At 41.0% G+C, this 24,064-nt stretch carries 24 protein-coding genes; 19 read left to right on the top strand and 5 right to left on the bottom strand.

Annotated features, from left to right (window positions below):
* Positions 1-53 precede the first annotated feature (53 nt).
* From D8790_RS05455 to D8790_RS05405, 11 genes are all read left to right on the top strand, one after another.
* Positions 54-491: a MarR family winged helix-turn-helix transcriptional regulator gene (locus D8790_RS05455; protein WP_125387866.1), complete on the top strand. Its 438-nt coding sequence runs from the start codon at positions 54-56 to the stop codon at positions 489-491.
* Between the two features lie 3 nt (positions 492-494).
* Positions 495-1,259: a nuclear transport factor 2 family protein gene (locus D8790_RS05450; RefSeq protein ID WP_125387865.1), complete on the top strand. Its 765-nt coding sequence runs from the start codon at positions 495-497 to the stop codon at positions 1,257-1,259.
* 14 nt (positions 1,260-1,273) lie between these two features.
* Positions 1,274-2,236, top strand: coding sequence for a zinc-binding dehydrogenase (locus tag D8790_RS05445; protein ID WP_125387864.1), 963 nt, complete (start codon positions 1,274-1,276; stop codon positions 2,234-2,236).
* Positions 2,233-2,961: an ATP-binding cassette domain-containing protein gene (locus D8790_RS05440; protein ID WP_125387863.1), complete on the top strand. Its 729-nt coding sequence runs from the start codon at positions 2,233-2,235 to the stop codon at positions 2,959-2,961. The genes D8790_RS05445 and D8790_RS05440 overlap by 4 nt, the downstream gene beginning before the upstream one ends.
* A complete protein-coding gene (locus D8790_RS05435; protein ID WP_125387862.1) occupies positions 2,954-4,474 on the top strand; it encodes an ABC transporter permease/substrate-binding protein in 1,521 nt (506 codons plus the stop codon). Before D8790_RS05440 ends, D8790_RS05435 begins: the two co-directional genes overlap by 8 nt.
* A gap of 147 nt (positions 4,475-4,621) precedes the next feature.
* A complete protein-coding gene (locus tag D8790_RS05430; RefSeq protein WP_125387861.1) occupies positions 4,622-4,939 on the top strand; it encodes a TfoX/Sxy family protein in 318 nt (105 codons plus the stop codon).
* A gap of 91 nt (positions 4,940-5,030) precedes the next feature.
* Entirely contained in the window at positions 5,031-5,696 is a 666-nt protein-coding gene (locus tag D8790_RS05425; RefSeq protein ID WP_125387860.1) for a SatD family protein, read from the top strand.
* On the top strand, positions 5,693-6,430 hold the full coding sequence (locus D8790_RS05420; protein WP_125387859.1) for a DUF3307 domain-containing protein: 738 nt from the start codon (positions 5,693-5,695) through the stop codon (positions 6,428-6,430). The genes D8790_RS05425 and D8790_RS05420 overlap by 4 nt, the downstream gene beginning before the upstream one ends.
* 74 nt (positions 6,431-6,504) lie before the next feature.
* Positions 6,505-7,086 carry a GrpB family protein gene (locus D8790_RS05415; RefSeq protein WP_125387858.1) on the top strand — a complete coding sequence of 194 codons (582 nt, stop codon included), beginning with the start codon at positions 6,505-6,507 and terminating at the stop codon, positions 7,084-7,086.
* A gap of 180 nt (positions 7,087-7,266) precedes the next feature.
* Complete coding sequence (locus D8790_RS05410) at positions 7,267-8,118, top strand: alpha/beta hydrolase (RefSeq protein ID WP_125387857.1); 852 nt, start codon at positions 7,267-7,269, stop codon at positions 8,116-8,118.
* Between the two features lie 169 nt (positions 8,119-8,287).
* Positions 8,288-9,268 (top strand): DUF1002 domain-containing protein, encoded by a 981-nt coding sequence (locus tag D8790_RS05405; RefSeq protein ID WP_125387856.1) that lies wholly within the window; start codon positions 8,288-8,290, stop codon positions 9,266-9,268.
* Between the two features lie 60 nt (positions 9,269-9,328).
* On the opposite strand, the gene guaA is transcribed toward D8790_RS05405, so the two are convergent.
* The gene (gene guaA, locus D8790_RS05400; RefSeq protein WP_125387855.1) at positions 9,329-10,888 is read right to left on the bottom strand and encodes a glutamine-hydrolyzing GMP synthase; all 1,560 of its coding nucleotides are present in this window, start codon (positions 10,886-10,888) and stop codon (positions 9,329-9,331) included.
* A 243-nt stretch (positions 10,889-11,131) separates the two neighbouring features.
* Here guaA and D8790_RS05395 point away from each other — a divergent pair, with 243 nt between their 5' ends.
* The 8 genes from D8790_RS05395 (at position 11,132) to xerS (ending at position 18,445) form a co-directional block, all read left to right on the top strand.
* The gene (locus D8790_RS05395; RefSeq protein ID WP_125387854.1) at positions 11,132-11,830 is read left to right on the top strand and encodes a GntR family transcriptional regulator; all 699 of its coding nucleotides are present in this window, start codon (positions 11,132-11,134) and stop codon (positions 11,828-11,830) included.
* A gap of 115 nt (positions 11,831-11,945) precedes the next feature.
* Positions 11,946-12,278 carry a putative DNA-binding protein gene (locus tag D8790_RS05390; RefSeq protein WP_005590307.1) on the top strand — a complete coding sequence of 111 codons (333 nt, stop codon included), beginning with the start codon at positions 11,946-11,948 and terminating at the stop codon, positions 12,276-12,278.
* Between the two features lie 55 nt (positions 12,279-12,333).
* Positions 12,334-13,902 carry a signal recognition particle protein gene (gene ffh, locus D8790_RS05385; RefSeq protein WP_125387853.1) on the top strand — a complete coding sequence of 523 codons (1,569 nt, stop codon included), beginning with the start codon at positions 12,334-12,336 and terminating at the stop codon, positions 13,900-13,902.
* A gap of 60 nt (positions 13,903-13,962) precedes the next feature.
* The gene (locus D8790_RS05380) at positions 13,963-14,751 is read left to right on the top strand and encodes an alpha/beta hydrolase (RefSeq protein WP_125387852.1); all 789 of its coding nucleotides are present in this window, start codon (positions 13,963-13,965) and stop codon (positions 14,749-14,751) included.
* A 53-nt stretch (positions 14,752-14,804) separates the two neighbouring features.
* Positions 14,805-15,248 carry a MepB family protein gene (locus D8790_RS05375; protein ID WP_048763855.1) on the top strand — a complete coding sequence of 148 codons (444 nt, stop codon included), beginning with the start codon at positions 14,805-14,807 and terminating at the stop codon, positions 15,246-15,248.
* A 469-nt stretch (positions 15,249-15,717) separates the two neighbouring features.
* Complete coding sequence (locus D8790_RS05370) at positions 15,718-15,996, top strand: hypothetical protein (protein ID WP_125387851.1); 279 nt, start codon at positions 15,718-15,720, stop codon at positions 15,994-15,996.
* An 11-nt stretch (positions 15,997-16,007) separates the two neighbouring features.
* Entirely contained in the window at positions 16,008-17,018 is a 1,011-nt protein-coding gene (locus D8790_RS05365; RefSeq protein ID WP_221765899.1) for a zinc-ribbon domain-containing protein, read from the top strand.
* Between the two features lie 356 nt (positions 17,019-17,374).
* Positions 17,375-18,445 carry a tyrosine recombinase XerS gene (gene xerS, locus D8790_RS05360; RefSeq protein ID WP_125387850.1) on the top strand — a complete coding sequence of 357 codons (1,071 nt, stop codon included), beginning with the start codon at positions 17,375-17,377 and terminating at the stop codon, positions 18,443-18,445.
* 74 nt (positions 18,446-18,519) lie between these two features.
* On the opposite strand, the gene D8790_RS05355 is transcribed toward xerS, so the two are convergent.
* The 4 genes from D8790_RS05355 to lpdA form a co-directional block, all read right to left on the bottom strand.
* A complete protein-coding gene (locus D8790_RS05355; RefSeq protein WP_125387849.1) occupies positions 18,520-19,152 on the bottom strand; it encodes an ABC transporter ATP-binding protein in 633 nt (210 codons plus the stop codon).
* Between the two features lies 1 nt (position 19,153).
* On the bottom strand, positions 19,154-21,163 hold the full coding sequence (locus tag D8790_RS05350) for a DUF1430 domain-containing protein (RefSeq protein ID WP_125387848.1): 2,010 nt from the start codon (positions 21,161-21,163) through the stop codon (positions 19,154-19,156).
* Positions 21,164-21,310: 147 nt separating this feature from the next.
* Positions 21,311-22,300, bottom strand: a complete 990-nt coding sequence (gene lplA, locus D8790_RS05345) for a lipoate--protein ligase (RefSeq protein ID WP_125387847.1) — start codon at positions 22,298-22,300, stop codon at positions 21,311-21,313.
* Between the two features lie 59 nt (positions 22,301-22,359).
* Entirely contained in the window at positions 22,360-24,063 is a 1,704-nt protein-coding gene (lpdA, locus tag D8790_RS05340) for a dihydrolipoyl dehydrogenase (RefSeq protein WP_125387846.1), read from the bottom strand.
* Position 24,064: the final 1 nt, after the last annotated feature.

Genomic DNA, 24,064 nt, shown 5'->3' with positions numbered 1-24,064 from the left:
GGGTGTTACAATAAATGAAAAACAATTCGATATAGAAATAAATTGGAGGTTTTATGAAAGATAGTCATTTAGTTGCCCATCATATTCGTTTGTTGAATGGGCGGATTTTTCAAAAGTTACTGAGTCAGGATCCTGAGGCTCTTTATCGGAGTGAGCAGGGCAAGATTCTCACAGTTTTATGGAATAGTGAGACAGGTTGCGCTACGGCGACAGACATTACGCTGGCGACAGGACTGGCTAATAATACGCTAACAACCATGATTAAGAAGCTTGAGGAGCAAAATCTGATCACCATCAGTCCATGTGGAATAGACAAGCGAAAAAAATATGTCAAGTTGACGGAGCAAGGTTGGTCCCAGAAAGAAGTTGGCCATCGTGTCAGTCAAAAGTTGGATGCGATTTTTTACAAAGGCTTCTCTGAGGAAGAAATTCGTCAGTTTGAAAGTTATCAGGAACGCATCTTAACAAATTTAAAAGAAAAAGAAGCTTAAATCATGTCAAAACAAGTTGAAAATGCACATAATCTATACATTCACGCCATTCAAGACGGACGTGTTGCCGAGGCTCAAGCTAAGTCAGTAGGGGACACCTACATTCAACACTCGACAGGAGTGCCAGATGGGAAAGAAGGTTTTGCAGCTTTCTTTGCAAATTTCTTTGAGCGCTATCCCGAGCGTGAGATGAAGATTGTTCGCACCATTGAAGACGGCAATCTAGTCTTCGTCCATGTTCACCAATATCTCAATGGCGAGGAAGCTCAATGGGTGACGACGGATACTTTCCGTGCGGATGAGACTGGACGCATCGTGGAACATTGGGATGTCATTGACTACTATCGCGCTCCCGAAAATGGACAGTTAGACCAGATTTTTGGGGATTTTGAAGTGACAGACCTCGAGCAGACAGTGGCTAATAAAAAAACAGTTCGTCGTTTCTTGACAGAAATCTTTCAAAATGGGGAGCTAGAGCAATGGAGTGATTATGTGGCGGACGATTTGATTCAGCATAATCATGAGATTGGACAAGGAAGTCAGGCTTATAAAGACTATGTAGCTGAGCACGGGGTTTCTTTTGACTTTGTTTTCCAGCTTTTGGGACAAGGAAACTATGTGGTCAGCTATGGGCAGACTCAGATCGATGGGGTTGCTTATGCTCAGTATGACATCTTCCGTTTGGAGAATGGCTTGATTGTGGAGCATTGGGACAATAAAGAAGTCATGCCTAAGGTAGAAGACTTGACCAATCGAGGGAAGTTTTAAAAGGAGATACTAAGATGAAAGCTGTGCTTGTTAAGGAAGCCGGAGGACCAGAAGTTCTGCAGGTTGTGGAAGTTCCAAAACCGACTGTTAAAGAAGGTTGGACCTTGGTCAAGGTACAAGGATTTGGAATCAACCATAGCGAGATCTTTACTCGTCAAGGACTATCGCTCTCCGTTCAATTTCCACGGATTTTAGGAATTGAATGTGTGGGACTTGTAGAGGAGACCAATCGTCCCGATTTGCAGGTCGGGCAGCAAATCATTTCCATCATGGGAGAAATGGGGCGTGCTTTTGATGGTGGTTATGCTGAGTATGTTTTGCTACCGGATGAACAGGTTTATCCTGTGAGGACAAAGCTTGCTTTGGAAAGTTTAATCGCTCTGCCTGAAACCTACTACACGGCATTTGGCTCTTATCTCAATCTCAAGATTGAGGAGGGAGACCGAGTTCTGGTTCGGGCGGCGACTAGTGGTGTTGGGATTGCTTTTGCAAAGCTTCTCAAAGGGCAATTTCCAAATGTCTATTTAGCGGGAAGTAGCCGTAGTCTGGGCAAGGAAAAGCAACTAAAAGAGGCAGGATTTGACCAGGTGATTTTGGATAAGGATGGCGTTTTGCAAACGGAAGAGCAGTTTGACAAGGTCCTAGATCTTGTCGGTCCGAGTGCTATTCTCGATACATTTGCTCGTACGGCAGATGGTGGTATGATCTGTTCTTGTGGCTTGCTGGGCGGTCAGTGGACCATTCCAGACTTTGACCCTATTGAACTGCTTTACCGCAATCTCTACTTGACTACCTTTGCTTCTGGAAATGTTTCTCAAAGCAAGCTACAAGCTTTGGTGGATTTTGTGGAGCGTTATCAGGTAGACGTACGACCTGAAAAAGTACTTTCTATTGAGCAAATCCAGGACGCTCATGCTTATCTGGAAAGTAGTCAGTCTTTTGGCAAGGTTATCGTAATAAATAAGGAGAAGAAATGATTGAATATAAAAATGTAGCGCTACGCTATACAGAAAAGGATGTCTTGAGAGATGTCAACCTACAGATTGAGGATGGTGAATTTATGGTTTTGGTGGGTCCTTCTGGGTCCGGTAAGACAACCATGCTCAAGATGATCAACCGTCTTTTAGAGCCAACAGATGGCAATATCTATATGGATGATAAGCGGATTAAGGATTATGATGAGCGTGAGCTGCGTCTTTCTACTGGCTATGTCTTACAAGCAATTGCCCTCTTTCCCAATCTAACAGTGGCAGAAAATATCGCTCTCATTCCTGAGATGAAAGGTTGGAGCAAGGCAGATATTCAGCAGAAGACTGATGAATTGCTGGAGCTAGTAGGCTTGCCAGCAGCTGACTATGCTCATCGACTACCGAGTGAGTTGTCAGGTGGGGAACAGCAGCGGGTGGGCATTGTCCGTGCCATTATCGCCCAACCCAAAATCCTGCTGATGGACGAGCCTTTTTCTGCTCTTGATGCCATCTCGCGTAAGCAATTGCAGAGCTTGACCAAGAGTATCCATGACCAGTTTGGGATGACAACAATCTTTGTGACCCATGACACGGATGAGGCTTTAAAGTTGGGGAATCGGATTGCTGTTCTGCAGGACGGGGAGATTCGTCAAGTGGCGGCACCTGAGGAAATCTTATCTGCACCTGCAACCAGCTTCATAGCAGATTTGTTTGGAGGTGTGCAACATGGCTAATTTGATTTCTACCTTTCAGGAGCGCTTTGGCGAATGGTTGGCAGCCTTAGGGCAACACCTCCAGCTGTCTCTTCTGACCTTACTAGTGGCTATCTTACTGACCATTCCGCTCGCTATCTATCTACATAGTCATAAAAAAGTAGCCAATTGGGTGCTGCAAATTGCGGGAATCTTTCAAACCATTCCTTCAATGGCCTTGCTGGGACTCTTTATCCCTCTCATGGGGATTGGTACACTGCCAGCACTGACTGCTCTGGTGATTTATGCTATTTTCCCGATTTTAGAAAATACTGTCACGGCTTTGAATGGGATTGATCCTAGTTTAGAAGAAGCTGGAATCGCCTTTGGGATGACCAAGTGGGAACGACTCAAAAAGTTTGAACTGCCTCTAGCTATGCCTGTCATCGTTTCAGGAGTTCGGACGGCAACAGTTATGATTATCGGAACAGCAACTCTAGCAGCCCTTGTCGGAGCTGGTGGATTAGGTTCTTTTATCCTTCTAGGAATTGACCGTCGCAATGCCAGTCTAATCTTGATTGGAGCAATTTCATCTGCAGTTTTAGCTATTCTTTTCAACAGTCTCCTTAAATGGATGGAAAAGGCTAAGCTTCGGACTGTATTTACAGCTTTTGCTGTCTTAATACTCGGACTCGGCGCGTCTTACACACCGAGTCTGCTTCCCAAGCAGGAGAAGGATCGTCTGGTTATTGCTGGGAAATTGGGGCCAGAGCCAGAAATTCTTATGAACATGTATAAACTCCTCATCGAGGAAAATACGGATATGACTGTGACAGTCAAACCTAATTTTGGGAAGACAGACTTCCTTTATCAAGCCCTGAAAAAGGGCGATATTGATATCTATCCTGAGTTTACTGGGACGATTACCGGAACCCTCTTGCACCCTGCTCCAAAGGTCAGCAATGATGCTGAAGAAGTTTTTGAAGTAGCACGTGATGGAATCAAAAAACAGGACAATCTAGTCTTGCTCAATCACATGGCCTATCAGAATACCTATGCAATTGCAGTTCCAAAGACTATCGCCAAAGAATATAATCTTAAAACAATTTCTGACCTTAAGGCGGTTCAGGATAAACTCAAAGCGGGCTTTACCCTAGAATTTAACGACCGTGAAGATGGAAACAAGGGTTTGCAATCTCTATATGGCCTTAATCTTAATGTAGCGACCATGGAGCCAGCCCTTCGCTACCAAGCTATCCAGTCGGGTGATATTCAAATCACGGATGCCTACTCGACTGATGCAGAACTTGCGCGTTATGATTTACAAGTTTTAGAAGACGATAAACATCTTTTCCCTCCTTATCAAGGGGCGCCTCTCCTGAGGGCTGAATTGCTAGAAAAACACCCTGAATTGGAAGGTATTCTCAATAAGCTGGCTGGCAAAATCACGGAAAGCCAGATGAGTCAGATGAATTATCAAGTTGGCATTGAAGGTAAAAAGGCCGAAAATGTCGCGCGTGACTTTCTGGTCAAGGAAGGACTTTTAAAAAAATAAGCAAAAAAGTTGGACTTGTAAAGTCTAGCTTTTTTGCTTACTTGAGAATAGACAGACTAAGGATGGAAGGAGATGAGTTGATCTCTTAGTCAGGAAATCTTCATCCATTTTTGGTATAATAAAGTATCAATTCATGGAGGTGTTTCGATGGCATCTAGTCAAGAATATTTGGATTTTATTCTGAAGCAGCTGCAGGGCTTAGGCCAAGAAATTAGCTTTCGCAAGATGATGGGAGAGTATTTGCTTTATTATCGGGGTCGCTTATTCGGCGGGATTTATGACAATCGCTTGCTTCTCAAGTCAGTCCAGCCAGCTCTCGATCTTTTGGAAAATCCAGTCTATGAAACTCCTTATCCAGGCGCAAAGCCGATGCTTCGTATAGAAGAAGTAGAAGATGCTGCCTTTCTCTGTAATCTGATTGAAGCAGCCTACCCTGCCTTACCAGTACCTAAAAAGAAAAAATAGTCTTTCCTTTACAATGGATATTCTAAAAAGTTGCCGTTTAAATAGACATTTTTAAAATTTTCCTTTATAATGGACTTAAAGGAGGTTTGGTATGCTTTATATTGCTCTTATTGGAGATTTAATAGAATCCAAACAGCTGAAAAATCGTAAGCAGGCGCAGAAGGACCTGCAGGACATGATGGCGGTGCTAAATCAGGATTATCGGGATTGTCTGGTGTCACCTTTCACGGTAACGACTGGAGATGAGTTCCAAGCTTTGCTACGGCCTAATCCAGAGATCATGCAGCTCCTTGATCAGATTGCCTTGGGCTTTCCTCATCCGATTCGCTTTGGACTTGGTCTGGGAGAGATTGTGACGGATATCAATCGGGAGCAGAGTATTGGTGCGGACGGTCCGGCCTACTGGAGGGCACGCGCAGCTATTAACGCAGTCCATGAGAAAAATGATTATGGCAGCAGCCGCATCGCTGTATCCTTAGGAGATGAAGAGCTCAGTCAGGCGGTAAATACAGTGCTGGCAGCTGCGTCCTTTATCCAGAGCAAGTGGAATGCTAGCCAGAGAGAAGTACTCGAGCGGATGCTCATGGAATATATCTATGATGAAAATTTTTCTCATGGAGAAATAGCAGAGCTGTTGCAGATTAGTCCCAGTGCGCTTAGTAAGCGACTCAAGTCGTCTGGTCTGAAGATCTATCTGAGAAATCGCCGTTTAGCTATGAGAATGATTCTACAGGCAGCAAAGGAGGCTGAACAATGACAAATTTTATGGGATTTTCAGAATTTTTCATGCAGAATCCGATTCTTGTACTGACTTTGCTGGCTCATGTACTAGCTGATTTTCAGCTTCAAAGTCAGAAATTGGCCGACCTTAAAAGCCAGCGGTTGAATTTTTTGATTCTCCACTTGGGAGTTGTTCTGCTGCCCTTATTGCTCTTGGGGCTCATCCTACCTAAGTATCTGCTATATTTCGGCTTGGTCTGGCTCAGTCATGCACTTATTGACTTCTTGAAGTATAGGCTGAATTCATCGATTGTCCGGCATCATGCTCAAAAGCTTGCCTTTATACTGGATCAGATCTTGCATCTGATTAGTATTTTTGCTCTTTATTTTCTCTTAGGGCAGCAGCAAATTCCAGTTCCTAATTGGCTGTCTGAGCGTTATCTCATGCTGCAGGCTCTCTTTTTCTTCGTACTTACTGGTAAGCCAATTAATATCCTCTTTAAACTCTTCTTCAGTAAGTATCAGGCAGGAGAAGACAGTGGGGAGACTATTGCGGGGGCTGGTGCCATGATTGGGATTTTGGAGCGCTTGATTATGGGACTTTCTCTTATTTTCGGGCAGTTTACTGCCATTGGGCTAGTCTTTACGGCTAAGTCTATTGCCCGCTATAATAAGATTTCAGAAAGCCAGTCCTTTGCTGAATACTACCTGATTGGCTCGCTCTTTAGCATGATCAGCGTTTTACTGACTTATGGCTTGCTTTATTGGTAATAAAAACTGAGGCTGGGATAGGATTCCCAGTCTTTACTTTGATTCTTATTTTCTATAAAGAAAGGAGAAGGCACATGTCCAAAAAATTAGAAGATATGTCTTTAGAAGAATTATGGCAGTTGTTCCCGATTTTCTTAGAGGAGCACAATAAGGATTGGGCAGCTTGGTATAAGGAGGAAAGCAGAAGAATACAAAGTTTTTTGCCAGTAAATCAGTTGTATGAAATGCATCATATTGGCTCCACATCTATTGAGGAGATATGGGCTAAGCCGATTATTGATATTCTTTTAGAAATTCCTCGAAGTGAAGATATGGGGAGCATCAAGAGAAAATTGCTGGAGCATGGTTACTTGCTTATGTCAGAGTCAGAAGCCCGCATGTCTTTTAACAAGGGCTATACACTGCAAGGTTTTGCTGAACGCGTTTTTCACTTGCATTTGCGCTACTACGGAGACAATGATGAACTCTATTTCCGAGACTATCTGAAAGATCATCCAGCTGTCGCTAAGGACTACGAGAAGTTAAAATTAACCTTATGGAAAAAGTACGAGCACAATCGTGATGCCTATACAGAAGCTAAAACTGATTTCATCAGGCAGTACACGCAAAAAGCCAAAAGGCTTTATAAGAGAAGGTATGACGATAAAATTGAATAACATGATAGTTCTCGGCGCGATGATTTTTTATTCAAGTTAATACGAATAAAAACAAAATATATTCGATTTAACACATATTGAATTCTCGTTAATTCTTTTTAAATAGAACACTGTTTTCTTTAGTTGTTTAAGGCTATTAGAAATGTTATAATACGATCCATACAAGATAGGAGGTGGAAAATGAGTAAACGGTCCATCATAGCACTCTCAACTTTTCTGTTCATTGCTCTTGTTAGTTTATTTCTAATCTACAATCGGCAAACCAAAGGATTAAATAGTAGAGACTATATTCAGTCAAGCACACCTACCTTGTTTTTCCACGGTTATGGATCGAGTGCTAATGCTGAAAAGCATATGGCAGAAGCGGCCAGAAAAGCTGGAGTTACTCAAACCATCATCACAGCTACAGTTGATCGTCACGCTCAAGTAACTCTTAAAGGAGATATTCCGAAAAATGCTGTTAATCCAATTGTTATGGTTGAGTTCGAGGACAATCGAAATGCCAACTATGTTCAGGATGGAGAGTATGCGGCAGCAGTTGTTAGAGAGTTGCAAGCAAGGTATGGCTTTAAAAAGATGAATTTTGTTGCACATTCTATGGGAAATATGTCTATTTTATTTTACCTATTGAAGCACGCTCAAAATGAAGAACTTCCACAACTACAAAAGCAGGTAAATATTGCCAATCATGTCAATGGTTTGGAGGGCATGGATTTGCCAGCTAATTTGACCATTCTAGATTCCAAAACAGGGGAACCTAGCGCCATGAGTGATAGCTATCAAAAACTTCTGGGCTTGCGCGAAATTTATCCGCAAGATCAAGTGGATGTGCTTAATATCTATGGAGATTTTAAAAATCAATCAGATGGTTCCGTCTTAAACGTTTCTTCTCGCAGTCTCAAGTATCTTGTAATTGACAATGCCAAGTCCTATCAGGAAAAAAGAGTGACTGGTCCTCTGGCTCAGCATAGCCAGCTACATGAAAATCCAGAAGTCGATAGATTATTGATTGATTTTCTTTGGAGCAAATAATTTTAAGAAATGCAGGCTATTCTCTGTCTATAAGAAAACTTTAAGCATTTTATACTATTTTGTTCTATGGAAAGTTTTCCTTTCCTAATTTAGTATGACGGCGCAATCCGCTGATTATAATCGAAACTTCTCTAAAACCTTATTGTTTAGAGATAGATTGAGGAGTAAAATGAAATTTAAGAAAACATTACTAACGGCAGGAGCTTTTCTAGCTACGCTCTTTACCGTATCCACAGCAACGGCTGACACAAACGTCCAAAAAGTCATTGACGAAACCTATGTTCAGCCTGAGTATGTCTTGGGCTATTCCTTGGATGACAGTCAAAAAGAGCAAACGCTTCAGCTCTTAGGCTACAATGCATCGAGTGATTCTAAACCTCTGAAGACAATGACACCTGATGTCTATTCAAAGATTATGAATGTGGCAAATGATCCTAGTTTACAGCTATATTCTTCTGTTAAGATTAAGAAGTTGGGTAACAAGAAGCCACTTCAAGTTAAGATTGTTACGCCGCAGAATATCACCAAAGTTACAGAAGATATGTATCGTAATGCAGCAGTCACCTTGGGCGTACAGCATGCAGAAATCACAGTAGCAGCACCGATCCCTGTAACTGGAGAAAGCGCCCTGGCTGGTATCTATTACTCGCTGGAGGAAAATGGAGCAAGCGTTCCCCAGGAAAATAAAGATCTGGCTCAGGAAGAATTATCCGCACTTTCAAATATCAATGCTGAGAACCAGGGCAAGGAAGGTTACGATGCTGATAAGCTGAATGTGGCTCTGACAGATATTAAAACAGCTGTTGCTAATGCTAAAAAGCATAATAGCAATTTGACAGAAGCTGATGTCCGTAAAATCGTTGAAGAAACACTGAAAAACTACGGTCTTAGCAGTTCCGTCACAGCTGACCAAATCAATCTGATTATTAACTTTGCTGTCAATCTTTCAAACAGCGGAGTCATCACAAATTCTGATTTCACAAAAACTCTCACCGACTTGAAAAACAGTATTGTTTCAAAGGCTGGTGACACATTCAATAATATCAACCTTAACTTTGACGCAAACGGACTTCTTGAAGATGGCGGTAATTTCTTCAGCAATATCTGGAATGCAATCGTCAATTTCTTTAAGGGGTTGCTAGGTCAATAAGACTGTCTAAAAAAATGCAACTAAAAACCAGCTAAATTCTAGCTGGTTTTTGCATATTTGTTACTCCCACTCAACAGTTGCAGGTGGTTTGCTGGTAATATCGTAGACGATGCGGTTAACATGGTCAACTTCATTGACGATACGAACAGAGATTTTTTGCAGAACATCCCAAGGAATCTTGGCAAAGTCAGCTGTCATACCATCGATAGAAGTGATAGCACGAATGGCAATTGTGTAGTCGTAAGTCCGACCGTCGCCCATAACACCTACTGAACGAACGCCAGTGTTGACAGTGAAGTATTGCCAGATATCGCGGTCAAGACCAGCCTTGGCAATTTCTTCACGGAGAATAGCGTCTGATTCGCGGACGGTTTCCAATTTTTCCTCTGTTATTTCACCCATGACACGGATAGCAAGACCAGGACCTGGGAATGGCTGGCGCCATACAATTTCATCAGGCATACCAAGCTCTGTACCCAAAGCACGCACTTCATCCTTATAGAGTGTATTTAGAGGTTCAATCAGCTCAAACTGCATATCTTCTGGCAGACCACCAACATTGTGGTGAGACTTGATCGTTTGAGCAGTGTCAGTACCAGATTCGATAACGTCTGTATAGAGAGTTCCTTGAGCTAAGAATTTTACATCTTTCAGTTTGCTGGCTTCATCGTCAAAGACGTAGACAAACTCGTTTCCGATGATTTTACGTTTTTGCTCTGGATCAGATACACCAGCAAGTTTGTCAAGGAAACGCTTCGCTGCGTCCGCTTTAACGATATTAAGACCAAACTTGCCGCCCAGCATATCCATGACCTGATCTGCTTCGCCTTTGCGCAAAAGACCGTGATCTACAAAGATACAGATCAATTGATCGCCGATAGCTTTCTGCAAGAGGACGCCTACAACAGAAGAGTCAACACCACCTGATAGGCCGAGCAGGACACGTTTGTCGCCGACTGTTTCACGAATTTTTTGAATCTGCATATCGATGAAGTTATCCATAGACCAGTCGCCCTTAGCGCCACAGATATTGAGAGCAAAATTGCGCAGAATATCGTAACCGTACTCAGAATGACGAACCTCAGGGTGGAATTGAATTCCGTAGATTTTCTTGTCAGGATTCTCAATAGATGCAAAAGGACAGTCTGCAGATGTACCAGTACGGACAAAATCTGCAGGAATCTCTGTTACCGCATCACCGTGGCTCATCAGGACAAGCTGCTCATCTGGTGTGCCTTCAAAAAGAAGAGAAGTAGCACGAGTCAGCTTGGATTGACCATATTCACGATTGCCGGCATCACCTGCTGGCAACACTTTCCCGCCTAATTTATGAGTCAAAAGCTGCATACCGTAGCAAATTCCCAAAATTGGAATCCCCAACTCAAAAATCTCTGGGTCAATATCAAATGAACCTTCTTCATAAACCGAGTTAGGCCCACCTGAAAGGATAATCCCAACAGGACGGATAGCACGGACTTCATCCGCTGTGATCTTGTGGCTCTTGAGTTCAGAAAATACACCAATTTCACGGATGCGACGTGAGATCAGCTGATTGTACTGGCTGCCGTAATCAAGCACGATGATTTTTTCAACATCTTGCAATTCAGTTGTAGTTGTCATCTTTTCCCTTTCTTAAAAGAAGTAATCTTTTTCCCATCATTTTATCACAAAAATCGAATTTTTCCAAGGTAATAGGACTAGCTGCAAGTAAAAATAACTGAAAAGTGAGAGCATTTTTGTCTAAAAAATGGTAATAAAATAGGATTTCCCTACATTGATTGATATTTAGTTTGACTTTTAAACTAATTGATAATACAATAAATGTATAAAAAAGCTGCTTAAAATCAGAAAAGAGGGCTATTGATGTTACCTGCTTATGTGAAAATACATGATCAAATAAAAAAAGATATTGACGAAGGTATTTGGGAGATTGGCGAGCGTTTACCAAGTGAACGTGATCTTGCTGAAACTTTCGAGGTCAGCAGAATGACCCTGCGCCAAGCTATTACGCTTCTGGTGGAGGAAGGGGTGCTAGAGCGTCGAGTCGGCAGCGGGACTTATGTTGCTAGTACACGCGTTCAGGAAAAAATGCGTGGAACAACTAGTTTTACAGAAATTATGAAGTCTCAAGGGAAAATACCATCCAGCCAGCTGATTTCCTACCGTCGGACGCTGCCTAGCGAGCGAGAAGTCGAAAAGCTGGGCATTCATAAGACAGAGAACATCATCCGCATGGAACGGGTTCGCTACGCTGACGATATCCCAGTGGTCTATGAAGTTGCCTCAATTCCAGAGAAATTTATAAAGAATTTCAAAAAAGAAGAAGTGACCAGCCATTTCTTCCAGACCTTACAAGAGCACGGCTATAAAATCGGCAAGTCCCAGCAGACCATTTACGCCCGTTTGGCCAAGGAAAAGATCGCTAAATATCTAGGAATTTCCCGTGGTCACGCTATTTTAGGGCTAACACAGGTTTCTTATTTTGATGATGGAACGGCCTTTGAGTATGTAAAAAGCCAGTATGTCGGCGAACGCTTTGAATTTTATTTAGAAAACAAATGATTACATAATTTAAATTATGTTATAAAACTGTCGGTCGGCAGTTTTTTATAATTCTCTATTTTCAAATATACCGAAAGAGTGGAGTTTAAAGGGATTATTTGGTATAATATTCTTTATGGAAATTGAAAAAACAAATCGAATGAATGCTCTGTTTGAGTTTTATGCGGCTTTGCTGACCGACAAGCAGATGAACTATATTGAGCTCTACTATGCGGATGACTACAGCCTTGCTGAGATTGCCGAGGAGTTTAACGTGAGCCGCCAAGCTGTCTATGACAATATCAAGCGGACAGAGAAAATTCTGGAAGACTACGAAATGAAACTGCACATGTACTCTGACTATATCGTCAGAAGTCAGATTTTCGATCAGATTATGGAGAAATATCCTGATGATCCCTATTTACAGGAGCAACTTGCGGTTTTGTCCAGCATTGATAACCGAGAATAAAACGGATAGAAACCTGTCCATTTCCATCATTTGATAATTAAGAGGAGAAATATTTATGGCTTTTGAAAATTTAACTGAACGCTTACAGAACGTCTTTAAAAACCTACGCAGAAAGGGCAAAATTTCTGAGAGTGATATCCAGGAAGCGACCAAGGAGATTCGTCTTGCCCTCTTGGAGGCTGACGTTGCCCTGCCTGTTGTTAAAGACTTTATTAAAAAGATTCGTGAGCGAGCTATTGGACACGAAGTTATTGACACGCTCAATCCAGCTCAACAGATCATCAAAATCGTAGACGAAGAGCTAACAGCCATTCTAGGTTCTGATACTGCCGAGATTATCAAGTCCCCAAAGATTCCGACTATTATCATGATGGTCGGTTTGCAAGGGGCTGGTAAGACGACCTTTGCGGGTAAATTGGCCAATAAACTCAAGAAAGAAGAAAATGCTCGTCCTTTGATGATTGCGGCGGATATCTACCGTCCAGCGGCTATTGATCAGCTGAAAACACTGGGACAACAAATTGATGTGCCAGTCTTTGCCTTGGGGACAGAAATTCCAGCAGTAGAGATTGTCCGTCAAGGTTTGGAGCAAGCCAAGGCTAATCACAACGACTATGTCCTGATTGATACGGCTGGTCGCCTACAAATTGATGAAAAACTCATGCAGGAGCTAGCTGATGTCAAGGCTTTAGCACAGCCAAATGAAATTCTGCTGGTTGTCGATGCCATGATCGGCCAGGAAGCAGCAAATGTAGCCCGTGAATTTAACAATCAGCTGGAAGTAACTGGGGTTATCCTGACCAAGATTGATGGGGATACCCGTGGTGGTGCAGCTCTGTCAGTCCGTCAGATTACTGGCAAACCAATCAAGTTCACTGGTACCGGTGAAAAGATTACTGATATCGAAACCTTCCACCCAGACCGTATGTCTGGCCGTATCCTCGGTATGGGGGATATGTTGACCCTGATTGAAAAGGCCGCTCAAGAGTATGATGAAAAGAAATCTCTTGAAATGGCTGAAAAAATGCGGGAAAATACCTTTGATTTCAACGATTTCATCGACCAGCTGGACCAAGTGCAGAACATGGGCCCTATGGAAGAATTGCTCAAGATGCTGCCAGGTATGGCCAATAATCCTGCTCTTAAAAACATCAAAGTGGATGAAAAAGAAATTGCCCGTAAACGTGCCATCGTATCTTCTATGACACCAGCAGAGCGGGAAAATCCAGACCTGCTCAACCCAAGTCGTCGTCGTCGGATTGCGGCTGGTTCTGGTAATAGCTTTGTCGAAGTCAATAAGTTTATCAAAGACTTTAACCAAGCTAAACAGATGATGCAGGGCGTCCTATCTGGAGATATGAACAAAATGATGAAACAGATGGGGCTCAATCCTAACAATCTGCCTAAAAATATGCCGGGTGGCACGCCTGATATGTCAGCTTTAGAAGGCATGATGGGCCAAGGCGGTATGCCTGATTTATCTGCTTTAGGCGGAGCAGGTATGCCAGATATGAGTCAACTTTTCGGCGGTGGCCTCAAAGGAAAAGCGGGAGAATTTCTCATGCGCCGCAGCATGAATAAAATGGCCAAGCAAATGAAGAAAAACAAGAAAAAACGGAAGTAATTGCAAACAAGTTACATAATTTATTTTATGTAACTTGTTTTATACACTTAGGAAAAAGAAATGAAAAAGTTTATTAAGTACCTAATTCAGCTTTATAACGACATACAAGCGAAACTCACTTCTCATCCCATCAGTCATCTGCCCTTTAGCAAAGTTGATATTCAGCCAATTATCATGATTCCGGGCAGTTCAGCAACAGAGAATCGTTTTAATCGAATGGTTAAAAAGCTCAATCGCAATCAACATCCGCATCATAGTCTGGTTCGTATTAAAGTCTGGAATGACGGGCATATAACTTATCGTGGGCATTTGAAGCGAAAGGACAGAACCCCCATTTTCGTGGTTGGTTTTCAGAATAATCGCGATGGTTACAAAAATATCAAGAAGCAGGCTGCTATGTTCAACGCTGCCATAACTGTTTTGCAAGAAAAGTACTCTTTTAACAGCTTTAAAGGACTGGGACATTCTAATGGCGGACTAGTTTATACAGTATTCCTGCAGCAATACCTAGCAAACCATTCAGGGTTGGGGATGGAAAAGCTCCTGACTATTGGCAGTCCTTATAATCTGAACAAGAAAAATCTCAATCATCGAGTTGCGATGCTAGATGACTTTGTAGCCAACCAGGGAAAACTTCCTAAGAACCTGCAGCATTTGTCAATTTTGGGAATATTTTTCCGAGATGGCGATGGTATTGTCCATAGAAGCAGTGTAGAAGCTGGGAGCTTGATTTATAAAGGAAAGATCGCTTCGCACAGAGAGGTCGTCATCACAGGTAAGACTGCACATCATTCATCTCTGCCGCAAAATGATCAAGTCATTGATTTAATTCGGGAGTTTTTATTCTAATAATTATATTACATAATTTTATTTCGGTAAAAATTTAGAAAGACAATAAAACAATGAAAATGACAGACATTCTTCATAGGTATTATGGTGACTTTGATCTGATAAATGAAAGATGGAATGAAGACTATGAAAACATTTTGATTAAGCCAAAGGATGATCAAGAATATAAAAGATGCCGTTTGGCAAAGAAAACACCCAAAAAAGAAGGCTACTTTACAGTCTTTTGGAAAAAAGGCCAAGACAACAAGAATATTCCTTATAGCGATGAGGACTTGGGAGATGAACTGGTTATTGTCGTCATCGACGACCGTCATTGCGGTATATTTATAATTCCCAAAGAGGTGGCTATCAGTAAAAAAATTCTTTCTACAAAGGATTGTAAAGGAAAAATGGCTATGCGGTTTTATCCGTCCTGGTGCAGCAATTTAAATAAAGCAGCTCGGGCAACACAAAAATGGCAACTGGATTATTTTCAAAAAATCGAATTAGAAGAATAAATTTTAGGTAAAACAAGACAGAGTTTAGTTTCTCAATTCAAAACTGAAAATTTTTGTACATTTGACTTAATAAGGGTTAAACCCTTGATACAACTGAATTAGAAACATAAAGTACACTGTTTAAAAAATGTACTTTATTTTTGTTTTGTACATTATTTTAAGAAAGAATAATGTACAACGTTTGTGTCGATGGAGGTACTAAAGATGGAATAGTAAATGTATATTTTGAAAGAAAAGGATGAGTATGGGTGAGATATTTATAGAATTAGAGAATGGTAATTGACTAATAGTCCCAAATTGTTTTGTAATCGCAATAAACCCAGTCACTGATACCAGAAAGTGCTAAAAATGACTTGTTTTTATTATTTTCTTAGTGGAAAAAATTTTAGAATATATATTATGGTGTACTAATATGTCCTTTTAGTCATTTTATTTTTGTGATATAATAATTAAGTTAGGAGGGCTGCTTATGGTTGAATTCACTCTTGAACCTTTCGCTAATGATACTTTTCGACTGTTAAAGTCTCTGAAGGAGAATCAAGTCGAAGTGAAAGGCGATTATTATATCTCCCTATCTCAACAAGAGATAGCTGACATCAACCACATGTCAAAACTAAAAACAAATAGATTATTGCGTGATTTGATTGAGGGAGAGTATGTTTGTCCTTATCAAAACAAACGTGGTAAGTATGCAATTACTGAAAAAGGTCAAAAAGTTTTACACCTAATTCAGAAAAAAAACGCTTGACAAAGGAGAGAATGATGGTACAATCATTAGACAAGACAAGACAAGACAAGACAAGACAAGACAAGACAAGACAAGACAAGACAAGACAAGACAAGACAAGACAAGACAAGACAAGACAAGACAAGACAAGACAAGACAAGACAAGACAAGACAAGACAAGACAAGTAATTAATGATTTGGTAAGTTGGGTCTGCCCTTGTTGTGGTATCGAATTTGATTGTAGTCCTAAGGAAATGATTTTAAGAACTGAACTAGGCAATTGGAATTTTCAAACTTGCCCTAACTTTTGTGAGTGGGTAACTAGTATTTTCAAAAACAATGCGTTTCACAACGAACCAATTTTGGTTGAAGAGTGGAGCGAGAAAAATAAAATGCCTATTTTCCTTGCACAAACAGACATTGAGACTAAAAAATATTGGTGGTGTTGCTCCAACTGTCATGGTGAATACCTATGCTCGATTCCTAGACGGCGGGAAGTAAAAAATAGTTGCCCTTATTGTAGTAACAAAGAACCCTTAAAGGGATTAAACACGTTACTAGATCTTTATCCTGACTTGAATAGTATGTGGAATGTTGAGAATAATGTTTCTACGGAAGAAATAGTAATAGATACTAAATCTAATAAACGCTATCTTTGGCATTGTAATACATGTTATTGTAATTTCAGAGAAAAACTCAATGTTGTTTTAGAACGATATCTGAAGAGTAATCCACCTAGTACAGATAATGTTTGTCCAAATTGCACAGATCAGATAATTCCTGCAGTTCAAAATAATCTAAAAGAAACGCATCCACATCTAATGAGCGAATGGGATTATCTAAACAATATACTGCTTGCGAATCCGGAAAGAGTAACAGGTAAAAGTCTAATTAGAGTTTGGTGGAAGTGCCAAAACAATCCTAATCATAGATACAAAAAATTGATCAGGGAAAGAGTTCTATTTGAAAAACGTAACATGGAACCATGCATTATTTGTAAAGGTCGTAGACGTAAACGAGAGCATTTTGTTCCATTTAAGTAAAAATCCTATCTATCATTACAGGCATTTTATGATGCAGAGAATTGTGATAACAAAATTTTAAAGGAAGTACACACACGAGGTTTATTTGATTTATCGAATTTATTTTCACAAAATGTACAAATGGAAAAATTTCAGTTTTCACTTTAATAATGTTCATTTTTAGTGGAAGTTTTGGTTTTAAAAAAATTCAGTTTACTGTGAAATAAAGTACATTTTTTCAATTTTTGGCGGAAAAATTTTTTTTAGTTATGGACTATTACTTCCCTCTAACATCTTTCCGAAAAACTATAATTTTCTTGAAAAATACACCTAGATATGTTATACTTCTTTTATAGAAAAATCATGAGGAAGATGGAATGAAACGCGAGATTTTATTGGAACGAATTGATAAACTGAAGCAGATTATGCCTTGGTACGTTCTAGAATACTACCAATCCAAGCTGGCAGTACCTTATAGTTTTACGACCTTGTATGAATATCTTAAAGAATACGATCGATTTTTTCGCTGGGTTTTAGACTCTGGTATATCTGACGCTTCAGAGATTGCTGAGATTCCTCTCTCGGTCTTGGAAAATATGACCAAGAAAGACATGGAAGCCTTCATTCTGTATCTGCGAGAGCGGCCGCTTCTCAATGCTAATACGACCCAAAACGGTGTTTCCCAGACAACCATCAATCGGACTCTTTCAGCTTTGTCCAGCCTCTACAAATATTTGACTGAGGAAGTTGAAAACGAGCAGGGTGAGCCCTACTTCTATCGAAATGTGATGAAAAAAGTTGCTACTAAGAAGAAAAAGGAGACTCTGGCCGCTCGTGCAGAGAATATTAAGCAGAAGCTCTTTTTAGGGGATGAAACCGAGGAATTCCTCCAGTATATCGATACGGAATACCCTAAGAAGCTCTCTAATCGCGCCCTATCTTCCTTCAACAAGAACAAAGAACGAGATTTAGCCATCATTGCCTTGCTGCTAGCCTCTGGTGTTCGTCTGTCTGAAGCTGTCAATCTGGACCTAAAGGACATCAATCTCAAAATGATGGTCATCGAAGTGACAAGAAAAGGCGGGAAAAGGGACTCTGTCAACGTTGCCGCTTTTGCTAAACCCTATTTAGAGGAATATCTGAACATTCGAAGCAAACGATACAAGGCCGAAAAGACAGATACAGCCTTCTTTTTGACTGAATACCGTGGTACTCCTAATCGAATCGATGCTTCTAGTGTCGAAAAAATGGTGGCCAAGTATTCTGAGGACTTCAAGGTGCGAGTGACACCTCACAAACTCCGCCATACGCTTGCTACACGTTTATACGATGCAACCAAATCTCAAGTTCTCGTCAGTCACCAGCTAGGGCATGCTAGTACACAAGTCACTGACCTTTACACCCACATTGTCAATGATGAACAAAAGAATGCTTTGGATAAACTATAGTTTACATAATTTAAGTTATGACAGAAACACAGAAAATACTCTACGATTAAAAATCGTAGAGTATTTTTACTTACTTATTTAGTATTTAACCGAATCACTTCATCGGTCTTTTCCCAAATCGCTGGGTTATGTGTCGCAAGAATCATCAAACGGTCTGGCTTTTTCAATGATAACAGTAAGTTCATAATTTCTTGTGAAGTTTCCGGATCGAGTGCTGCAGTCAGTTCATCTGCTAAAATCAAGGGAGGATCCTTGAGGATGACTTTGGCCAAGGCGACACGTTGCGCTTCTCCGCCTGATAATTCATAGACTTTTTGATTGAGTGTGAGATAATCCAATCCCACCTTTTCTAAGACTTCTTCTTCTCGCTGCTTCTTCTCTTGTTTAGTCGATTTTTGACCAATCAATCCAAGTTCTAAATTGGCAGCTACGGTTTCGTTTTCAAGAAGACCAAAGTTTTGAAAGAGATAGCCTAATTCATTTTTGAAAAAGTGATGAGGTTTGATTTGCTTAAGCTCTTGCCCTCGATAGCTGATGCTCCCCTTATCATAAGGTTCTAGTTTGGCTAGAATATTGAGTAGGGTTGTCTTGCCACAACCACTATTTCCGATTAGCGCATAGACCTTTCCTGCTTCAAATTGCAGATTGATATCCTGAAAGACAGTCCGTTCTCCAAATGATTTTATCAGGTGTTCTATTTTAATCATATTAGGCTCCTTTCAGAATAATGGGCAAGAAATGGTCCTCTTTATGCGAGCGGTAAAGAAGAATCAGCCATGCATTGGTCGCAAATAATAAGAGCGTGATGAGAGCGATCCACCATTCCTGTGTGAGAAAGAAAATCAGGACACTACCTAATAGCAGCATGACAATCTCTGATACGAGCATGCTTTGGTGAATTTTCAAAAAGTCCATACCCGCAATCTTCTTCAGAAATATCGGTCTTCTAAACTCTTCAAAATAGAGGAAATTCATGGTGTTAAAGAGTAGAATGGAGGTCGCCATTCCGAAGATACCGCCAGCAATGGCCATGAGGTTCTCTAATTGAATGGATTGCATCATCTGCTGATAGACAGCTGCTGCATAGTCATATTGACTTACGTTTTTTTCAAGCCCATGCTCAGCTACTAGCTTCTTGCTTTTTTCAAGTCCATCAAAATACAGATAAGAATTGAGTTGAGAGAAATAAGGATTGTCGTAGCCACCAAAGCTTTTAGGTCGAACAACAACCAAAATCGGATCGGTCAAGAATTGCTGATAGTTCATAGGTGTATTGTTGTAAATAAAGCGTTTTTGGTTGTTAGGAAGATAGGTCACCCGTGCTTTCATGGGTAACTGGCTCTTTCCTTGTTCATCTCTAGGAGTCAGATAATCTTCATAGCGTTTTTTCAACTCCTCTTCTTGACCCTTCAACTTTTCAGGGAGCAAGAGGCCAAATTCTCCAGCTTGCAAGTGATTCAAGCGCTCTTTTTCCTCAGGGGAAACCGAGATCCTTTGGATATCGAGGTAATTTGGAGTGACATATAGGCTATTGGCAAGAGGATCGTAATCTGTGATTGAAAGAGTTCTCCCTGTTCTAGGATCGTTCATGAGGCCTTTTGAATTAAAAGATACGAGCTGATGATAGACCAAGAGACCGCCTTTTTCAATGCCAGACTCGATTAGCTTAGTCCATTTGGCTCTGTTTTCAATTTGCGTCTCTTTGTTTGTATTCTGTGAAAAATCCTCCCGATTTACACCAATTTGAACCCAATTCGTCTCTTTAGACCAAGCCACTTTCCCCTCTTGGTAAGTCTGCCAGACAGAACCATAGATACTGACCCGATGGATAGCAAGGCCAATGAGAGCAACAGCGAGAAATTGACAGGTAAAGAGAAAAACTAAAATCCTTTTTACTGGAATTTTCCCTTTTAAAAGGCTAACCAAGTGCACCGTCTGGATGCTGAATGCAAATATAAAGGACAGGAGAGCAGATACGATGAGCAAGAGCGTATTATAAATGATACTACTTGAAATAATGAAGGAATAGGCAAAGGGGGTTAATTGTAAGCAATAAATCAAAATGGATCCTAAGGCACTGGCTCCAATACATCCTAAAAGCAACTCTCTGCTGTCTTCCATGAGAGAACGTCCAAAGAGTTGGTACCGTCTCATCCCTCCAATGTAACGAATCCCTGCACTCCTCAATTCAAGTGTTTTTTGAATAATGGCCAATGCACTAAAGCTAAGAATAAAAATAACCAAGGCTAAGGATTGGGAACCAGATCCAAAAAATGCCATAAAATTCTGCAAGAGATTAGGCTTATTCATGAAAGTCTTTGAAAAACCAAGTTCATGGAGTTTCTGAGTCAACTTTTCGAGTGGTAACTTCCCTGATAGGATATAGTAATTGGTAAGTAAGCTTTCCTTAGAAGCGACTTCTTTCTCTGCTTTTTTGATCCCCTTTGGAGTCTCTCCCTCTCCGTAGAGATCATAGGAGAACTTGACCTGACCTTCAGCATCCGTTTGTTGAATCTGACGAGCGATTACACTACTGCTTTCCTTTGCTAACTGATCTAAGTTGGCTGAAAGCTCCTCATAGGTGACAGCTCTTTCTTGTTTAAGAACTCCTACCACAGGGAGGCTTCGATAGATGAGCGTATTTGGGGAAATAAAGGCAATCCAAAGAAGAAAGCTGGTGACAAAAAGATTAGAAAAGATAATAAAGACTCGTTTCATAAGATCACACTTTCTAAAGAGAGATACTTCAAGCCTTTCAAATGACTTAATCCATCTATAGTATACCATGAAAGCAATATATTAGAAACTATCTATAGGTAAAAATGAGTTTAAAAAAAGATCCGCAAAAGCGAATCTCTTATGATTTTATCCCACCACTGCTTCAGCGATTTCTTCACGGCTAATACCGGCAAAGTAGCGGGTAATATCTATTGTTTCCAGTGCTTTGAGGACATCTTCGCGTTCGTATTTCACTCCACGAAGGACATCTTCTACTGCTGCGACGTCTTCGATACCAAAGAAGTCACCATAAATCTTGATGTCTTGGATTTTTGACTCGATAACATTGGCAAAGACTTCGACCTTACCACTAGGGAATTTTGTTCCACGACGGACGTTAAATTCAGGTGATTTTCCGTAGTTCCAGTCCCAAGTTCCAAACTTGGTATCCTTGATGCGGTTGATTTCAGCCAATTCTTCTTCTGAGAAGACGTATTCAGTCATCTCTGGATACTCTTTTTTCATGTATTCCAATAGCAAATCCCGGAATTCTTCAACTGTGATTTTTTCTGGCAATTCATCGATAATATTGGTTACACGGGCACGGACAGATTTAACCCCTTTTGACTCAAATTTATCTTTTGAAACCTTAAGGGCATTTGCTAGGACTGACAAATCAACGTCAAAGAGCAAGCAACCGTGGTGCATGATACGCCCATTGATATAGGCTTGGGCATTTCCACAGAATTTCTTGCCATCAATCTCAAGGTCGTTACGGCCTGTAAACTCAGCTTTAACACCGAGTTGAGCCAAGGTGTTGATAACGGGAGTTGAGAAGCTCTTGAAGTCAAAGGCCTTGTTTTCATCTTCTTTTGAAATAATCGTGTAGTTGAGGTTGTTTAAATCATGGTAAACAGCTCCACCACCACTGATACGGCGGACTACCTCAATGCCATTTTCTCGAACATAATCACGATTGATTTCTTCAATAGTATTCTGGTGACGTCCGACAATGATAGATGGTTTATTGATCCAAAGAAGGAAGATTTGATCCTCATCAAGTAGGTGTTTAAAGGCATATTCTTCCAAGGCGATATTAAAGGCAGTGTCGTTTGAATGATTGATAATGTATTTCATGATATCCCTTTATACGATAGAAACTGGAAAATATCTTTCCAGTCTGAACTATCTTCGTTTTATTTTTTCTTAGGTGAATGGATTGCCATTCCTAGAACATCTGCAAATGCTTCGTACATCACTTCAGAGTAGGTTGGGTGTCCGTGGATGGTCTTGAGCATTTCTTCAACAGTGATTTCCATTTCGATGATACTTGACGCTTCGTTGATCAATTCTGCAGCTGCAGGACCAATGATGTGCACACCAAGGATTTCTCCGTATTTCTTATCAGCGATAACTTTTACGAAACCTTGAGCCGCATCTGATGCAATAGCACGGCCGTTCGCAGCAAAGTTGAATTTACCGATGGCTACATCGTATTTCTCACGTGCTTGTTCTTCAGTCAGACCTACTGCTGCTACTTCAGGAAGAGTGTAGATAGCTGCAGGAGTCAAGTTCAGTTTGGCAACAGCATGATTTCCTTTAAGGGCATTTTCAGCGGCAACTTCACCCATGCGGAAGGCTGCGTGAGCCAACATCTTAGTACCGTTGATGTCACCTGGTGCGTAGATACCTGGAACTGAAGTTTCCATGTATTCATTGACTTTGATACGTCCACGATCCAATTCAAACTCAACATCGCCAATTCCTTCAAGGTCTGGAACACGACCGATTGAAAGAAGAGCTTTACTTGCGATGATATCGTCTTTTCCTTCAACCTTGATACGAAGTTGACCATTTTCCTCGATGATTTCTTGGAGTTTTGTACCTGTCAAGATAGTCATGCCTTTGCGTTCCAAAATCAAGCGAAGATTCTTAGATACTTCCGCATCCATAGCTGGAACAATACGGTCCATCATTTCGATAACAGTTACTTTTGAACCAAATGTCATGAAAGCTTGGCCGAGTTCGATACCGACAACCCCACCACCGATGATTACGAGGCTTTCTGGTACTTCGTTCATTTCAAGAATGTCATCACTGGTCATCACGAGTGATGATTCCATACCAGGAACGTTGATCTTGCTGACTTTTGAACCACCAGCAAGGATGATTTTCTTGGTTTCAAGCAATTCTGAGCCATTAACCAAGACATTCTTGTCTTTAGTGATTGTACCAATTCCCTTATGAACAGTAACTCCGTAGCTACGAAGGAGACCAGCAACACCACCTACCAAGGTGTTTACAACCTTAGACTTGGTTTCAAGGAGTTTGTCCATATCTACAGTGAAGTTAGGATTTTCGATCAAGATACCACGGTTTGCTGCGTGACCGATGTTTTCGATGATTTCAGCGTTGTGAAGGTAGGTCTTGGTTGGGATACAGCCACGGTTCAAGCAGGTTCCACCGAGTTCTGATTTCTCAACAAGGGCAACCTTACCACCGAGTTGGGCTGCTTTAATGGCTGCCACATAACCAGCAGGACCACCACCAATCACAACGATATCAAAGGCATCATCACTCTTACCATCGTCGTTTGAAGCACTAGCTGCAGGTACAGGACTAGCTTCTGGCGCTGTAGCTCCAGCAGTTGGGATGTTCTCCCCTTCTTCACCAAGGTAGCCAATGACTTCCGTTACAGGGACCGTTTCACCATCTCCTTTTAGGATGGCAATCAAGTAGCCATCTTCTTCGGCTTCCAATTCCATGCTGACTTTGTCAGTCATGATTTCCAAAAGGATTTCTCCTTCTTTTACAAATTCTCCGACTTTTTTATTCCATTGGACGATTTGTCCTTCTGTCATATCCACGCCGGCTTTTGGCATAATTACTTCTAAGGCCATG

Source organism: Streptococcus cristatus (genome assembly GCF_003943535.1).
In the GTDB taxonomy this organism is placed as follows: domain Bacteria; phylum Bacillota; class Bacilli; order Lactobacillales; family Streptococcaceae; genus Streptococcus; species Streptococcus cristatus_L.
This window is presented reverse-complemented; position numbering and strand designations above follow the sequence as displayed.

Excerpts from the sequence above, each read along its gene's own strand:
- D8790_RS05455 (WP_125387866.1), top strand. The coding sequence starts at position 54 with ATGAAAGATAGTCATTTAGTTGCCCATCATATTCGTTTGTTGAATGGG.
- D8790_RS05450 (WP_125387865.1), top strand. The coding sequence starts at position 495 with ATGTCAAAACAAGTTGAAAATGCACATAATCTATACATTCACGCCATT.
- D8790_RS05445 (WP_125387864.1), top strand. The coding sequence starts at position 1,274 with ATGAAAGCTGTGCTTGTTAAGGAAGCCGGAGGACCAGAAGTTCTGCAG.
- D8790_RS05440 (WP_125387863.1), top strand. The coding sequence starts at position 2,233 with ATGATTGAATATAAAAATGTAGCGCTACGCTATACAGAAAAGGATGTC.
- D8790_RS05435 (WP_125387862.1), top strand. The coding sequence starts at position 2,954 with ATGGCTAATTTGATTTCTACCTTTCAGGAGCGCTTTGGCGAATGGTTG.
- D8790_RS05430 (WP_125387861.1), top strand. The coding sequence starts at position 4,622 with ATGGCATCTAGTCAAGAATATTTGGATTTTATTCTGAAGCAGCTGCAG.
- D8790_RS05425 (WP_125387860.1), top strand. The coding sequence starts at position 5,031 with ATGCTTTATATTGCTCTTATTGGAGATTTAATAGAATCCAAACAGCTG.
- D8790_RS05420 (WP_125387859.1), top strand. The coding sequence starts at position 5,693 with ATGACAAATTTTATGGGATTTTCAGAATTTTTCATGCAGAATCCGATT.
- D8790_RS05415 (WP_125387858.1), top strand. The coding sequence starts at position 6,505 with ATGTCCAAAAAATTAGAAGATATGTCTTTAGAAGAATTATGGCAGTTG.
- D8790_RS05410 (WP_125387857.1), top strand. The coding sequence starts at position 7,267 with ATGAGTAAACGGTCCATCATAGCACTCTCAACTTTTCTGTTCATTGCT.
- D8790_RS05405 (WP_125387856.1), top strand. The coding sequence starts at position 8,288 with ATGAAATTTAAGAAAACATTACTAACGGCAGGAGCTTTTCTAGCTACG.
- guaA (WP_125387855.1), bottom strand. The coding sequence starts at position 10,888 with ATGACAACTACAACTGAATTGCAAGATGTTGAAAAAATCATCGTGCTT.
- D8790_RS05395 (WP_125387854.1), top strand. The coding sequence starts at position 11,132 with ATGTTACCTGCTTATGTGAAAATACATGATCAAATAAAAAAAGATATT.
- D8790_RS05390 (WP_005590307.1), top strand. The coding sequence starts at position 11,946 with ATGGAAATTGAAAAAACAAATCGAATGAATGCTCTGTTTGAGTTTTAT.
- ffh (WP_125387853.1), top strand. The coding sequence starts at position 12,334 with ATGGCTTTTGAAAATTTAACTGAACGCTTACAGAACGTCTTTAAAAAC.
- D8790_RS05380 (WP_125387852.1), top strand. The coding sequence starts at position 13,963 with ATGAAAAAGTTTATTAAGTACCTAATTCAGCTTTATAACGACATACAA.
- D8790_RS05375 (WP_048763855.1), top strand. The coding sequence starts at position 14,805 with ATGAAAATGACAGACATTCTTCATAGGTATTATGGTGACTTTGATCTG.
- D8790_RS05370 (WP_125387851.1), top strand. The coding sequence starts at position 15,718 with ATGGTTGAATTCACTCTTGAACCTTTCGCTAATGATACTTTTCGACTG.
- D8790_RS05365 (WP_221765899.1), top strand. The coding sequence starts at position 16,008 with ATGATGGTACAATCATTAGACAAGACAAGACAAGACAAGACAAGACAA.
- xerS (WP_125387850.1), top strand. The coding sequence starts at position 17,375 with ATGAAACGCGAGATTTTATTGGAACGAATTGATAAACTGAAGCAGATT.
- D8790_RS05355 (WP_125387849.1), bottom strand. The coding sequence starts at position 19,152 with ATGATTAAAATAGAACACCTGATAAAATCATTTGGAGAACGGACTGTC.
- D8790_RS05350 (WP_125387848.1), bottom strand. The coding sequence starts at position 21,163 with ATGAAACGAGTCTTTATTATCTTTTCTAATCTTTTTGTCACCAGCTTT.
- lplA (WP_125387847.1), bottom strand. The coding sequence starts at position 22,300 with ATGAAATACATTATCAATCATTCAAACGACACTGCCTTTAATATCGCC.
- lpdA (WP_125387846.1), bottom strand. The coding sequence starts at position 24,063 with ATGGCCTTAGAAGTAATTATGCCAAAAGCCGGCGTGGATATGACAGAA.